This window comes from Cobetia marina, assembly GCF_001720485.1.
Classification (GTDB): domain Bacteria; phylum Pseudomonadota; class Gammaproteobacteria; order Pseudomonadales; family Halomonadaceae; genus Cobetia; species Cobetia marina.
Genome location: NZ_CP017114.1, coordinates 2,211,580 through 2,226,118, shown reverse-complemented (window position 1 = coordinate 2,226,118; position 14,539 = coordinate 2,211,580). Strand labels below are relative to the sequence as shown.

The 14,539-nt window shown below is 62.7% G+C and carries 9 protein-coding genes; 5 read left to right on the top strand and 4 right to left on the bottom strand.

The window, feature by feature from the left end; genetic code table 11:
• The gene (locus BFX80_RS09430; protein WP_084208692.1) at positions 1-1,287 is read left to right on the top strand and encodes a nucleotide sugar dehydrogenase; all 1,287 of its coding nucleotides are present in this window, start codon (positions 1-3) and stop codon (positions 1,285-1,287) included.
• A gap of 103 nt (positions 1,288-1,390) precedes the next feature.
• Here BFX80_RS09430 and BFX80_RS09425 read toward each other — a convergent pair whose 3' ends face one another.
• A complete protein-coding gene (locus BFX80_RS09425) occupies positions 1,391-2,515 on the bottom strand; it encodes an alcohol dehydrogenase family protein (protein ID WP_205632689.1) in 1,125 nt (374 codons plus the stop codon).
• 261 nt (positions 2,516-2,776) lie between these two features.
• Entirely contained in the window at positions 2,777-3,361 is a 585-nt protein-coding gene (locus BFX80_RS09420; RefSeq protein ID WP_065392414.1) for a superoxide dismutase, read from the bottom strand.
• 606 nt (positions 3,362-3,967) lie between these two features.
• On the opposite strand from BFX80_RS09420, the gene BFX80_RS09415 reads away from it, so the two are divergent.
• From BFX80_RS09415 to tamB, 3 genes are all read left to right on the top strand, one after another.
• The gene (locus tag BFX80_RS09415) at positions 3,968-5,107 is read left to right on the top strand and encodes a coiled-coil domain-containing protein (protein WP_084208691.1); all 1,140 of its coding nucleotides are present in this window, start codon (positions 3,968-3,970) and stop codon (positions 5,105-5,107) included.
• Positions 5,108-5,294: 187 nt separating this feature from the next.
• Positions 5,295-7,376: an autotransporter assembly complex protein TamA gene (tamA, locus tag BFX80_RS09410; protein WP_167593014.1), complete on the top strand. Its 2,082-nt coding sequence runs from the start codon at positions 5,295-5,297 to the stop codon at positions 7,374-7,376.
• 159 nt (positions 7,377-7,535) lie between these two features.
• Entirely contained in the window at positions 7,536-11,705 is a 4,170-nt protein-coding gene (gene tamB / locus BFX80_RS09405) for an autotransporter assembly complex protein TamB (RefSeq protein WP_164850320.1), read from the top strand.
• Between the two features lie 167 nt (positions 11,706-11,872).
• Here tamB and BFX80_RS09400 read toward each other — a convergent pair whose 3' ends face one another.
• Positions 11,873-12,349: a YchJ family protein gene (locus tag BFX80_RS09400; RefSeq protein WP_084209716.1), complete on the bottom strand. Its 477-nt coding sequence runs from the start codon at positions 12,347-12,349 to the stop codon at positions 11,873-11,875.
• Positions 12,350-12,398: 49 nt separating this feature from the next.
• Between BFX80_RS09400 and msrA the strand changes: the two genes are divergently transcribed.
• Positions 12,399-13,037: a peptide-methionine (S)-S-oxide reductase MsrA gene (msrA, locus tag BFX80_RS09395; RefSeq protein ID WP_084208689.1), complete on the top strand. Its 639-nt coding sequence runs from the start codon at positions 12,399-12,401 to the stop codon at positions 13,035-13,037.
• A gap of 148 nt (positions 13,038-13,185) precedes the next feature.
• Here the strand turns inward: msrA and BFX80_RS09390 are convergent, their stop codons facing one another.
• The gene (locus BFX80_RS09390; RefSeq protein WP_084209715.1) at positions 13,186-14,406 is read right to left on the bottom strand and encodes an MFS transporter; all 1,221 of its coding nucleotides are present in this window, start codon (positions 14,404-14,406) and stop codon (positions 13,186-13,188) included.
• Positions 14,407-14,539: the final 133 nt, after the last annotated feature.

Below are 14,539 nucleotides of genomic sequence, written 5' to 3'. Positions count from 1 at the left end.
ATGCAGGTGCTGGTGCACGGAAGCGAACTGGCGGCTGCCACGGCCAGTGCCGCCTTGGCGAGTGTCGGCCACAATGTCTGGTGGTGGCCGCATGAAGACATGGACTGGGAGTCACTGGACCGGGTCGACTGGCTGAACAGTGAGCCGGGCCTGCGAGAGCGGCTGGACCGCCACGTCGAACGTGGCGATCTGACGCTGGTGAAGGGGCTTGGTTCACTGCGTCGCATCGATGTGCACTGGGTGGCCGTCTCGCCGGATCAACGTGAGGGTGCTCTGGCGCGTATCGAGCAGGTCGTCTCGACACTCGCGGAGCCGACGGTGCTGGTCAACAATTCGACCTTCCCTGTCGGGACCACCGAGCGTTTCGAGGCGCTGCTGTCGCGGGATGATCAATATGCGGTGGCCTTGCCGGACATGCTGGAAGAGGGGCGCTCACTGGCGACCTTCGAGCGCCCCGCGCGCTGGTTGCTGGGCAGCGAGTCCGAGGTCGCGACACGTCGCGTCCAGGAGCTTCTGCGCGCCTTCAATCGTCGGGAAGATGTCTTCCAGATCATGCCGCGCCGCGCCGCCGAGCTGACCAAGCTGGCCATCAATGGCATGTTGGCGACCCGGATCAGTTACATGAACGAAGTCGCCGGGCTTGCGGATTCCCTCGAGGTGGACGTCGAGTACGTGCGCCAGGGCATGGGCGCCGACCCGCGCATCGGCTTCGGCTATCTGTATCCGGGCTGTGGCTTCGGTGGTCCCAACTTCTCGCGCGACCTGATGCGTCTGGCCGATGTCCAGCATGAGACCGGACGTGAATCGCTGCTGCTCGAGCATGTTCTCGACATCAACGAGGCCAAGAAGGAGACTCTGTTCCGCAAGCTGTGGCAGCACTTCGATGGCGAGCTGCGCGGTCGCACCATCGCCATCTGGGGGGCGGCGTTCAAACCGGGCACGGCGCGTATCGACCATGCGCCGGTGTTGACGCTGCTCGAGGCGTTGTGGGCTCAGGGCGTGCGCGTTCGTGTGCATGATCCGGCGGCGCTGTCCGCGTTGGGCGAGGCCTGTGGCGCTCACCCCTTGCTGGAGCTGGTCGATGGCAACATGTACGACGCCCTCGAAGGGGCGGACGCCCTGATGCTGGTCACCGAATGGAAGTGTTACTGGAATCCAGACTGGCAGCGTCTCAAGCGTGAGCTGGGCGCGAAGCTGGTGCTGGACGGTCGCAATATCTATGACCCCAGCTACGTGGCCAGCCAGGGGCTGACCTACCGAGGCATCGGGCGTCGCGCGACGCCGTGACACCGTCTCGGTACCTGACGAATGTGCATGACATTCGCCTGGCATGAACAAGGCCCCATCCGGCAACGGATGGGGCCTTTTCCTTGGTCACTCCTGTGGCTCATCAGGCCCAGGGCTCAAGCACGAACTTGCCGACATGGGTCTTCTCGAGGAAGGCCTTCTGGGCCTTGGCGATATCCTTCAGCGGGAAGCTCGCCGCGATCAAGGGGCGAATCTCCCCGCGCTCCACGTAGCGCACGAGATTGGGGAAGGTCGCCTTGCACCAGGCGGTGGTGCCCAGCAGGCGGAGATTCTTGAGGTACAGATCACGCAGGTCCAGGGTGACCATGGGCCCGGCGATGGCGCCGGTGGTCACCAGCCGGCCTCCACGTGACAACAGCTTGAGCATCACCGGGAAGTCATCGCCGGCGACATTGTCGACCACCAGATCGACGGATTCATGCCCGAGTTCGGCGACCAGGTCCGCATGGCGATCAAACAGTCTGTCGACCCCCAGCGTTCGCAGGGCCTCATGCTTGGAAGCGCCTGCCACAGCATAGACGATGGCGCCACGTCGCTTGGCCAGTTGCAGGGTGGCGGAGCCGACGCCGCCCGACGCGCCGGTGACCAGTACACGTTCGCCGGATGTGAGCTCGGCCTGTTCCAGCATGTTCTCCGCTGTGCCATAGGCGCAGGGCAGTGAGCCCAGTTCCACGTCGCTCCAGTCACATTCAACCGGGAAGACGTCACTGGCCCGGATACTGACGAATTGCGCGAAGGCGCCATCGAAGTCAGAGCCCATCCATTCGTTTTCCAGTGACTCCCAGCCTGCACTGCGCATGCAGGCCCGCACCAGTACGCGCTTGCCGAGCAGCGCTGTGTCGGCACCTTCGCCGAGCGCGACCACTTCACCACAGCAGTCGGTTCCCTGGATCAGGGGGAAGGGCGTCTCGCCCTTCCAGCCACCTTCAGGCGGGACCGGCTTGTCGATTGTCGTCTCGCCAGCCGAGGTGTCGTGCTGGCTGCTGGCCTGGTTCGTGGCCGTGGTGATGCTGGAGGAATACCAGCCAAGGCGCGTATTGATCTCGGTATTGTTCATGCCAGCCGCCAGTACCTTGATCAGCACTTCCCCCTTGTCTGGCACAGGGACAGGCCGTTCTTGCGCCTCGAGGCGTTCATAGCCGCCGTGGCCGGTGGTCACGATGGCGAGCATGGTGTCGGGTAACGAGGAGGTGATATCGGATGGCATGACGTTCCCTCTGGGGATGACGGAAGAGTAGAGTGAATGTTCTACCTTGCAGGCTAGCAAATGGCGAGGCGGCATGTCATCTGCCAGCGCGCTTCGTAAAGGATCATCAGGCGATAGGGGAGTCAGAAACCAAAAGACCCCGCCGATTGGCGGGGTCTTTCCTTGCACCATCCTCTCACTCGAACGTCACTGTCAGGTCATATCATCCATGACGTCTGATGTGAGAGTGAAGTGAAGGTGCCATCACTCATGCCGGGTGTCTCAGGCTGCGAAGTTCTGTGCAGCGAAGTCCCAGTTGATGATGTTCCAGATGCTTTCCAGATACTTCGGACGCGCGTTGCGGTAGTCGACGTAGTAGGCGTGTTCCCAGACGTCGACGGTCAGCAGCGGGGTCTGGCCTGCCTTGGCGATCGGGGTGTCTGCGTCGTCAGTGTTGACGATTTCCAGCTCGCCCTGAGCGTTCTTGACCAGCCAGGTCCAACCGGAACCGAAGTTGCCGGCAGCGGAAGTGTTGAAGGCTTCCTTGAAGTCAGCGACGGAGCCCCACTTGGCCACGATGGCATCTGCCAGCGGGCCTGTCGGCTCGCCACCACCGTTCGGAGACAGGCAGTGCCAGTAGAAGGTGTGGTTCCACACCTGAGCTGCCTGGTTGAACAGGCCGCCCTGAGCGCTCTGGATGATGTCTTCCAGAGACTTCTCTGCGTCCGCAGTGCCTTCGACCATGCTGTTGAGCTTGGTGACGTAGGCCTGGTGATGCTTGCCGTAATGGTACTCAAGGGTCTCGGCGGAGATGGTCGGCTCGAGTGCGTTCTTTTCGTACGGCAGTGCCGGGAGTTCAAATGCCATGGGGGATAAGCTCCTTTTCCTCACCAATAGAATCTTGCTCTGACTTCGTTGGGGCAGGCATGAAGGCTTTCAAGCCTCCTTCAGTGTTCTCTTCGACGTCAGGCGACGAGGAGACAATCGCCAGGGATCCATTCAGCCAGCACATGATGGAAAATGTGCAATTAGCGTGAAAAACCTTGTGAATCCAGATAGCTACGAAGCCAGAGGCTGCGAGAGTCGCAGTGCTTTGCACTATAGCACTCGTGTTCCTGCAGGCCAACGCCGCCGGGACCTGCTGGCGGGAAAGCACCGAAGGATGTCGGTGAGCGATGTCAGGTATCGCGGGCGACGTCGCTGTCTGGCGGGAAGGTACAGTGCGGTTACATGAGAGGGACCGCGGGCCGTGCTGCTGGGGAACCTGATGAGATGGCCGGGGTCTGCTGTTAGACTCGGCAGAGCCGGCAACCGAAAACCGGCCAGTCAATCAGCGGGATACGGGCGTTTTCCCTCCAGGTGTCGCATGAGGCTCGGGCCTTGCCGCGGATGATGCCGACGCCTGTCGCTGGAACCTTGAGTCGATGTGCCAGTCATGGAGCCAGTATGCGGCAGGACACTACGGAACCTTCGATGGACAATTCCCGGGAGGAATCACTGATAGCACGGCGTGATGAAGCGCTGGCCCGTCATCCTGATGCAGCCCCGCCCCCGCGTCGTTGGCCGCTGTGGGTGTGCGTGCTGGCACTGGGAGGGGTGGTCGCCTGGCAGCAATGGCAATTGCAGCAGCTTCAGGACATGCGAGGCCAGCAGAGTGATCAGCTGAGTCGTCAGGTCTCGGGACTCAAGGGCGATGTCGAGAACGACGCCCGGCTGCTGGGGGATGTGGATGAGCGGCTTGCCCAGCTCACCACGCGGGTGGACGAGTCGCTGAGTGCGCGCATCGACGGCCTCACGCAGACCGATGAATCCCTTGCCGACAGCCTCGCTGAACAGCAGGCCGCCTGGCAGGAGCGTCTTGCCGCGCTCTCGGACACGCTGACGGCATCGCAGGACGCGCAGGCGAGTCGTCTCGCAGCGCTTGCCGAGTCCACCGAGGCCCAGCTCGAGGGACTACGCCAGGCGGGTGACAACCGCACCACCTTGCTGAGTGCCTTGCAGGGCTCCGTCAGTGCCCTTGAGTCCTTGAGCCGGGATGGGCGTGCGACGCTCAAGGCACGCCTCGACGCACAGGCTGACACCCTGGCCCATCTCGAGACCGAGCTCAAGGCAGTCGAGCAAGCGCAGCAGCAGTCGCTGCCCCGACTCGAGCAACGCCTGAGCGATCAGTCCAGCCGCCTGGATCAGCAGGCCGCGCAGCTTGAGCGTCTCGCCTCGCAGTGGGACGCCCTCAGGCAGGCGCAGGATGAGGCGACGACAGAGGATCGCCAGGCAAGCTCGCAGGCGCTGACGGCCTTCAAGCAGTCCCAGCAGGAGGCGTTGGACGCGTTGCGTCGCAAGCTCGAGCAGCAGCAGGCGTCCCTGACGGGGTTGGTGGACTCCCGGCTCGCGCCGTTGAGCAAGACCCAGACGTCGCTGTCTTCCCAGCTGGGGGAGCTGCGACGCCAGCAGACGGCGCTGAGCGCCGGGCTGGAAGCCCTGGGTGAGGCATCCCCGCAGGACGAGCAGCTGCGCTCCCTGGATGCCAGCCGTCGGCAGTTGAGTGGCCGTGTGGCGTCCATGTTGAGTCAGCTGTCCCGGTTGGAGCAGCGAGTCGCGCGCCTGGAGCGCTGAGCAGTGATGGAATCCTGGAGGGTCACGTACCCGTGAAGGACACGAACCTCCCCGAACCGGCCTGCGGCAGATGACATATGGTCAGTAACAGTGATGGACAGTACTCGCATGAGTACCTAACAAGGGACGTGCAATGAGTGGCGACAAGAATGGGAGAGCGGGTTCGCTCGAGCCTCGAGGCAAGGTGTTGAGCAACGACGCTGCACGCCGCTATCTGCGCTGGAGCAAGCCGCTGGTCCTGTGCACCGGCCTGCTGCTGGCACCACAGGCATTGGCGCTGGATGCCGCGGTGAAAGGGCTGAAAGGCGCCGCTGCCACCAACGTGGTCAATTATCTGGCGGGGCTGACGTTGGAGGAGGATGTCCCGGCCGAGCGCTACGAGGACGAGATCATCCGGCGCATCCAGGAAGCGCTGCAGGCCTTCGGTTACTACGACGCTCAGATCACTCTCCGCTATCCCGAGAAGGGGTTGCTGGGGGGCGATGATGTGGTGGTGACGGTGGATGCCGGTGAGCCGGTCACCATCGAGACACTGGAGCTGCGACTCGAGGGCGACGCCGCGCGCGACAAGGTCATGAAGAAGGCGCTGGCCGATGCCAACCTCGAGGAAGGCGATGTGCTGCGTCACTCTCGCTACGACAGCCTCAAGTCGACTCTGGCGTCGCTCAGTCTCGAGCGCGGCTATTTCGATACCTCCTTCTCCCAGCAGCGCATCGAGGTGCGCCCCTGGTTGCACTCGGCACGTATCTATCTGGTCATGCAGAGCGGTCAGCGTTACCGCTTCGGCGATATCACCTATCTCAACAGCCAGATAGAGCTGGATCGCGTCAAGGCCATGCAGCCGTTCCAGACGGGGGATTATTACGAAGCCGGCAAGCTGACCCAGTTCAACCAGCGGCTGAGTGAGGCAGGCTGGTTCCGCTCGGCCGCCATCAAGCCACAGCTCAATCCGGGCGCTGAACTCAAGACCACCAGCCCTGACAGCAAGATCAAGACGCGCAACGTCAAGACAGCCTATGCCGAGGCACAGGGGTATGAGGGGTCATGGCTTGCCGATGTCGAGCGGACTGACGTCGAGCAAGACAGTCAAAAAGGCAGTGAGAAAGACCGTGACACAGAGACGAATCGTCGTGCTGGCGCGTCCTCACGATCAGCCTCGTCGGTGCCTCCCGGGCAGGCGACCTTGGCCGCCGGCGGTGCTGCGAGTGAAGCGGGTACTGATCAAGCCTCCGGCAGCGACACGCCGGTACTGACTGGCGATGCGCTGGAGGCGGCGGTCAAGACGGCCAACGGTCCCATCATTCCCGTGGACATCAGCCTGATTCCCGCCGACCGCCACAAGTTCGAGACGGGCATCGGTTACGCCACGGATGTCGGGCCACGCCTGCAGTTCAGCTGGGAGATGCCGTGGGTCAATCGCTATGGCCATAGCATGACCAACAGCCTGTTCCTCTCCTCACCGGAGCAGACCTTCGAGGGTGAATACCGCATGCCCTTGGCTGACCCGCTCAAGGACAGCTATGTGCTGGAGTACGGGGTGGCCATCGTCGACGACGATGATGAGACCAGCAATGAAACGACAGTGCGTTTCGGGCGTGAGTGGAAATTCGACAATGGCTGGCAGCAGAAGATTTACCTGGGCGCGAGCTATGACGACTTCACCATCGCCTCAGATACTGGTCAGGTGTTTCTGCTGTATCCGGGGGTCAGCTGGACGCGGACACGAACTCGTCCCAAGGCCTTCCCCATGTGGGGGGATCGTCAGAAGCTGACGGTAGAGTACGGCAATCAGATCTGGGGATCTGATGAAAACTTCGTGTGGACCCAGTTCGATACCAACTGGATTCGCTCCATCGGCAACAATCACCGTTTCGTGGCGCGTGCCGGTATCGGTAACCTCGACACCGATAACTTCCACGGCATGCCCAACTCCAAGCGCTTCTATGCTGGCGGCGACAGCAGTGTTCGCGGTTACTCCTACGAGAGCCTCTCGCCGGAAGATGATGACGGGGATGATGAAGGCGGGAGTTCCCTGCTGACCAGCAGTCTGGAATATGACTACCGCCTGACCGGTGACTGGTGGGGCGCGGCCTTCTATGACGCTGGCAACGCCTTCGATGGCTGGGATGCCCTGGAGCTCAAGACGGCGGCGGGCATGGGGATTCGCTGGATCTCCCCGGTGGGCCCGATTCGCCTCGATATCGCCCATCCCTTCGATGACGATGACAACGATTATCGCATTCACTTCTCGATCGGGCCGGAGTTCTGATCAGAGGCCTGATCCGCAGGTCTGATCGGGGGGCGAGACGGAGTGCCTCCTGAAGCCGGGAAGTGTGATCGCTGTATGGACGCGTGATCGGCTCTCAAGCGCAGCAAGCGCCTGCTCAGCTCAATCAGCTGGGTGGGTGAGCTGATAAAAGATATGGAGATGTTGGAATTGTCTAATCCCTATGTACGTCGGGGCGGCCTGGTCATCCGGTTGCTGATATGGCTGCTCGTGTTCCTGATCGGGCTGACGATGCTGCTGGTCGGGGGCGTGTTGTCCCCGTGGGGCACAGGGCTCGTGCTCGATCAGGCACGCTCACGTGGCTTCATCGATTATTCGCAGGCCTCAGGTTCACCGCTGGAAGCGCTGTCGCTCAAGGACGTCTCGCTGGACCTGCCGGGACTGGCCGTCACTGCCGACTCCCTGTCGCTGGCCTGGGGCGAGGACTGTCTGCTCCAGGGCAAGCTGTGTCTCGAGTCGCTTGAGTCCAGCGGGCTCGCCATCACCCTGAGTGATAGCGGTGCCAGCGAGGAGCCTGAGCCAGAGAGCGGTGAGAGTCTCAACGTGCCCATCGTGGTGCCGATTCCCATCGAGGTGCGCAAGGTCGCCATTGATGACTTCGCCCTGGCGCTGGCGGATGGCAGTCGCGTCACCTTCGATCACTTCCATACCTCGGCCGCGCTATCGGTGAGTACGCTGACGCTGGGCGAGACACGCCTGATCACCAGTCGTTTCATTCCGGCTGATGCCGTCGCGGCTCAAGCGACGTCTGACACTGTGAGTCTCGAGGGGGTGAGCATCACGCCTGAGGCGCAGCAAGCGGCGAGCGCAGTGGTCAACGCTCAGAGGGTGGCGCCACAAGCCGAGACCGCCGCCAGGGCCATCTCGAACAAGGCCATCACGGATGATGCCGCAGAGCCGGCTGGCAAGACTGCAGACAAGACCTCAGATGAGACAGCGCAGGCCGGGCGCATCGCCTTGCCGGAGGTCTATATTCCGCTGACCATCGAGGTCCCTGATCTGGCCATTGAAGACTTTGCGCTCAAAGGGCCGAGCCCGTATGAGGTCAGCCGTCTGTCGCTGGCGCTCAAGGCGGAAGGGCATGACATCACGCTCTCGCGTCTCGAGGTCGACTCGCGTGACGTGAATGCCGATCTCGTGGCGCAGGTCACGCTCAAGGACGAGTATCCCCTGAGCGCCACGCTCAATGCCGAGACCCTGATCGACCCCGTGCGTCATGAAAGGCTCCGCCTGTCGCTTGAGGGCTCGCTGGCGGATCTTGAGGCCTCTCTCAAGGCCGACGGACCACTGGCCGCCGAGCTTGTGGCCAGCGCGGATGTGCTGGACAGTGATCTGCCCTTCGAGGCGCGTCTGAGCGCCAAACGGATCACCTGGCCCTTTGCCGCCGCCAATGACGCAGCGGGTGATGCTGCTCTTGCGCCTCAGAAAGAGGCCCAGACTGCGCATCAGGACAACGCAGCCAAGCACATCGCCAAGAGCCAGTCTGCCTCCTTCACGCCTGACTATCTCGTCGAGAATCTGGCACTGGTCGCCAAGGGCTCACTGTCAGGCTATACGACCACGCTGGATGCCATCATCGAGGGCCGTGACATTCCGCGTGCCACCGTGTCATTGGCAGGCGACGGCGATCTCGAGCATTACCGTTGGCAGCCGCTCAAGATCGCGCTCAAGCGTGGCTCCGCGACGACCCGCGGTGAGATCCAGTGGAAGGAAGGACTCCGGGTCGTGGCCCAGCTGGCGCTCGACAAGCTGCATCCCGAGGATCTGCTGCCGGCCCCGACCGGTGGAGGGCAGAAAGCCGTGCGCGGTGAGCTGAGCGGCAATCTCGCGGCCAGCTTCCATCAGCCACTGCAAGGCCCGTGGGCCGTCGATGTCAGCAAGCTGGATATCCATGGCACCTTGCTCGAGCGGCCGCTCACGCTGACCGGCAAGCTTTCAGGCAATGCCGACATGCAGTGGAACGTCGACGCGCTGGAGCTGCGCCAGGGGCAGAACCGCCTGAGCGCCAACGGCAAGATTGCCAAGACCATCACGCTTGCCGCCAATATCGATTTCCCGGCGCTCTCGACCCTGATGCCGGATGTCGCGGGTGAGCTCAAGGGCAAGATCGATGCCACGGGCACCCTCGACAAGCCGCGACTGGCGAGCAACTTCACGGGACGACGCCTGCAGATCGGGGAGAATCGTATCTCTGACATGGCGCTGTCTGCCGGGGTCGATGCCCGCAAGCGTGGTGTGGATGACCCGGCACTGGATATCGCCCTCAACGCCGACGGCGTTCGGGCTGGCGGACAGCAGATCGCGACGGTCGCGCTGACGCTGGGGGGCTTCCTGAGCGACCACACCTTGCAGTTCGATACCGAGATGGCCGGCGAGATGCCATTGTCACGTCTGGGACTGACCCTCAAGGGCGGGCTCGACAAGGCGCGTGAGCATTATCGCGGTGCGCTGTCTCCGCTGACGGCGAATACCGACTTCGGGGACTTCAACTTCGACACGCCGGCACGCTTCGATGCCAATCTCGCCAAGGGCACCGTGCTGGTGCAGCCGTTCTGTCTGAGTCGGGAACAGGGGGGGCAGATCTGTGTCGCCGAGCCCTTGAGTGCGGGCAATGACGGCCAGGCCGTGGTGACGCTCGAGGGGATTCCCCTGGACATGGCCCAGAGCGCCATGCCGGAGAGCTGGACCATCGGCGGTGCCACGGGCGGCAAGATCACGGCAAGCTGGAAGCAGGGTGGCCAACGCTGGAATGCGGACGCGGAGCTGGCAGGCAAGTTGACACTGGCCGGGGAAGACGCCGATGGCAATGCCTGGTCGCTGCCGGAAACCACCTTGCAACTGGCGTTGGAGGCCACGCCCGAGAAGGCTGATCTCGACACCCAGATTCGCCTCGACAGTGCTGGCGGCATCGGGCTCACCGTGTCGGTCCTCGACCCGGCGGGCGCAGGTCAGCTGGATGGCTCGCTGGCCATCCGCGATATCGACCTCTCTCCGTATCGTCCGCTGGTGGCGGGCATGACTCAGCTGGAGGGCAAGCTGGCGGGTGACGTCAAGGTCGGCGGCAATCTGAGCCTGCCGTCGTTGACCGGCCCGATCGCGCTGACCGGCGTCAAGGTACAGGGTGAAGGGCTGCCGGTGTCGCTGTCGGATGCCCAGTTCACCGTCGACTTCGATGGCAACAGTGCCGATATCGAAGGGTATCTGGTGGGCAATGATGCGCGCTGGGGTATCGATGGCGAGGCGGCCTGGCCGACCCTGGATGACTGGACGGCGGCATTGAATCTCGACGGTGCGAAGAATCCGCTCGAGCTCAATATCGCCGGGATCGGGCGCATGCGTGTCGCACCGGATCTCGAGATCGATGCCAGCCCCACGCTGCTCAAACTGCGAGGTGACGTCAATGTGCCGTGGACACGCATCGAAGTGGACCAGGTGCCGCCGTCTGCCGTGTCACCCTCCAGTGACACCATCATCATCGAGCGTCCCAGTGATGAGGACAGCTCCAACCCGGCTGAGCTGGCGGATGGCAGCGATACCGCCAAGGCGCTCAATGAGGCCGGCATGGCGCTGGATGTGAGGATCGGCATCCATATCGGGCCAGATGCTCGCCTGGAGGCGATGGGGCTCAAGACCAGGCTCAGAGGCGATCTCGATGTGCGCCAGTCCAAGGGCGGTGTGCAGGTCTTCGGTGAGGTCAATCTCGTCGACGGGACCTACAAGAGCTTCGGGCAGGACCTGCAGATCAGCAAGGGGCAGGTATTGCTGGCCGGTCCGCCCTCGAGTCCGCGTCTGAATATCGAGGCGATACGTGATCCTGACAACACCGAGGACGACGTGACCGCAGGGGTGCGTGTGACGGGGCTTGCCTCCTCACCCAGCATCGAGATCTTCTCGGACCCGACGATGGATGAGTCGTCGGCACTGAGCTATCTGCTGCGCGGCGAAGGCCTGGACAGTGATACCAGCAGTGACAGTGCGGTCACGTCCGCCTTGATCGGCATGTCGCTGGCGCAAAGTGGCCAGGTGGTCGGACAGATCGGGGAAACCTTCGGCGTGAGGGATCTGAGTCTGGACAGTTCCGGTAGCGGGGATGACAGCCAGGTGGTGGTCAGCGGCTATATCGCCCCGGATCTGAAGCTCAGTTACGGCGTCGGGCTGTTCTCGCCGATCGCGGAGCTGACGCTGCGCTACAAGCTGTTCCGCAATCTGTATGCCGAAGCGGTGTCCGGTACGGCGCAGGCCGTGGATCTGCTCTACAGCTTCTCATTGGGTCGCAGTGAGCTGGCGCCCAGAGTCGGCAAGGACAGATGACACGCCAGGCCAATTGATTGCCACAGATTCAGCCCCCATCGATAGCGTCGGTGGGGGCTGTTTCGTTTTGCAGGGCGTTTTCCTGGGCGTTTCGCAGGGCGGGTCTTGCAGGGCTTATGCCAGAGATCGTGATCGTGCGCGTCAGCACCAGGCGCTGACGGTCAGCGTCATGCCGTGCAGCAACGCTTGATCTTCTTGCCGCTGCCACAGGGACACAGGCTGTTGCGCCCTGGCGTCAATGTCTGCCACTCGGCATCACCGTCGACATAACGCCAGTGATGGCCATCATGATGAAATCGGCTAAGTTCCTGCAATCGTTGGAACTTTCCCTGCTCGAAGAAGGTGGCGTGAAAGCGTACCATGCCGGTATCGGCATCTTGTCCGCTGTCCAGAATCTCCAACGCCAGCCATTGCGGGCCAGCACCTTCCAGGTCGGCGCGTGCTGGGCAATGTGCCGCGTCCCAGCTGTCGATGAGGAAGTCGCTCAGCGCGAGGCAGAAGGCACTGTAGCGGGCGCGCATCAATTGCTCAGGGCGTTCGGCGCGGGTGATGTCCGCATGAATCGGCTGACAGCAATCGACGTAGCGTCGTGCCTCAGCGGTGTTGGGCTGGCAGGGGCAGATCTTGGGGGGCAGAGATGACATCATTGAACCTATACACGATTGCACGACGCGACACAGGAGAGAGTCCGCCATGTGGAAGACGCAAGACAAGCAGGCCATTCCCTCGGCAGAAGATGCCTTGCCGGGGCGCGAACAGCCGCTGCAGATAATGGGTACCCATCACGTCAATGGGCGCTCGATTGTACCTCCCTATCCCCAGGGATGTGAGGAGATCGTGCTGGGACTGGGATGTTTCTGGGGCGCGGAGCGTCTGTTCTGGCAGCTGCCGGGCGTCGTGGTGACGGCCGTCGGGTATGCTGGCGGCCATACGCCGAACCCGACCTACGAGGAGACCTGTACCGGCAAGACCGGACACACCGAAGTGGTACGTGTGGTGTTCGATCCGACGGTCATCGGTCTGCCGGAGATCCTGCGTGCCAGCTTCGAAGCGCACGATCCGACGCAAGGCATGCGTCAGGGCAATGACATCGGCAGCCAGTATCGCAGTGCGATCTACTACGTCGATGACGCGCAGCGTGAGATCGTCGAGAAGAGCCTGGCGGATTATCAGCAGGCGCTCAATCAGTCCGGTCTTGGACGGATCACCACCGAGATCGCTCCGCTCGAGACATTCTATTACGCGGAAGATTTCCATCAGCAGTATCTTGCCAAGAATCCGGGCGGCTATTGTGGCCTGAAGGGCACGGGGATCAGCTGCCCGATCGGCTAGCTGGCGGGCGGCGAGCGCATGTACGGTCTGCCCTGATTGCGCTGACCTGAAGAAACGCGAAAGCCTCATGGTGACCGTCAGCACGACGCCAGCCATGAGGCTTTCTGGTTGCTGGGCCCGCCTGCTGGGCGACGGCCGATTGCGCGTCTCAGTCCGTCGTGGGGGAGGCCTCATCCTGGCTGCGTGAGCGACTCACCAACAGCCATGCCAGTGCCACGAGCGGCAAGGCGCCACCGATCGCCATGATGCCATTCCAGCCGAGATGGGCGTAGATCAGACTGGTCAGCGCCGAGCCGATCGCACCGCCGACGAAGATGCTGGTCATGTAGATGGCATTCAGGCGGCCACGGCTCTCGGGGTCGAGGGAATAGATGGCGCGCTGGCCGAGGACCATGTTGGTCTGTACCGCGAAATCGAGCAGCAATCCCGTCATGGCCAGTGCAACGACCTGTAGAGTCATCGGCATCAGCCCCGTCGCGAAGCTGGCACTGGCGAGTACCAGGGTGCCTACGGTGGCAATCGAGGTGTGGCCTGCGTCTGCCAGGCGTCCGCTGATCGGGGCGGCGACAGCTCCCAACACCCCCACCAGGGTGAACAGCGCGACCTGCGTCTGCGAAAAGCCGTGTTCGTTGACCAGCTCGAGCGGTACGGCACTCCAGTAGAGACTGAATGCCGCGAACATCAGCCCCTGGTAGAGGGAGCGACGACGCAGTACCGGTTCATCACGCAGCAACTTGCCGAGGGTCTTGAGCAGCGCGGGATAGCTTGAGGTATGGCGTGGCTGGCGGCTGGGGACCACCCGCCATACCACGCCCCCGACCAGCAGCATCAAGGCGGCACCGACGAAGAAGATGCAGCGCCAGCCGAAGTGATCCGCCAGCAGGCTGGAGGCGGGCCGTGCCAGCAGGATGCCCAGCAGCAATCCGCTCATGATGTTGCCGACCACGCGGCCACGGCTCTGTTCCGCAGACAGGTGAGCCGCCAGCGGGATCAGGATCTGCACCGAGACCGAGCTGACACCGATCAGCAATGACCAGAGCAGAAACGAGGAGGGAGCATCCGCCAGCCCCGCCAGTACCAGACTCGCCGCCGAGATCAGGATCGTGGTGATCAACAGCCGGCGGTTTTCCAGCAGATCGCCCAGCGGTACCAGAAACAGCAGGCCAAGCGCATATCCTCCCTGGGTCAGCGCCACGATGAGACTGGCGCTGCTTTCTGACAGCCCGATGTCGCCCGCGATCATGTTGATGATCGGCTGCGAGTAATAGACATTGGCGACGATCGCGCCGCAGCAGAAGGCAAACAGCAGCACCAGGGCGCTGCTGATGCCGTCGCTGGGGGTCGAGGAAGAGGTGTCGGAGGGAGTCATGCGTGATTGCCCCGTGTCATGAATGAAATCCATCATCGTCACGGGGAAGGTGAATCCCCATGGCCGCGTCGAAAGAACAGCTCTGACATGCGGTCAAGGGGACGCGACCATAAGGGCTGGATGGCGCAACTCT

Excerpts from the sequence above, each read along its gene's own strand:
- tamB (WP_164850320.1), top strand. The coding sequence starts at position 7,536 with ATGTTGGAATTGTCTAATCCCTATGTACGTCGGGGCGGCCTGGTCATC.
- BFX80_RS09420 (WP_065392414.1), bottom strand. The coding sequence starts at position 3,361 with ATGGCATTTGAACTCCCGGCACTGCCGTACGAAAAGAACGCACTCGAG.
- BFX80_RS09390 (WP_084209715.1), bottom strand. The coding sequence starts at position 14,406 with ATGACTCCCTCCGACACCTCTTCCTCGACCCCCAGCGACGGCATCAGC.
- BFX80_RS09415 (WP_084208691.1), top strand. The coding sequence starts at position 3,968 with ATGGACAATTCCCGGGAGGAATCACTGATAGCACGGCGTGATGAAGCG.
- msrA (WP_084208689.1), top strand. The coding sequence starts at position 12,399 with ATGTGGAAGACGCAAGACAAGCAGGCCATTCCCTCGGCAGAAGATGCC.
- BFX80_RS09400 (WP_084209716.1), bottom strand. The coding sequence starts at position 12,349 with ATGTCATCTCTGCCCCCCAAGATCTGCCCCTGCCAGCCCAACACCGCT.
- BFX80_RS09430 (WP_084208692.1), top strand. The coding sequence starts at position 1 with ATGCAGGTGCTGGTGCACGGAAGCGAACTGGCGGCTGCCACGGCCAGT.
- BFX80_RS09425 (WP_205632689.1), bottom strand. The coding sequence starts at position 2,515 with ATGCCATCCGATATCACCTCCTCGTTACCCGACACCATGCTCGCCATC.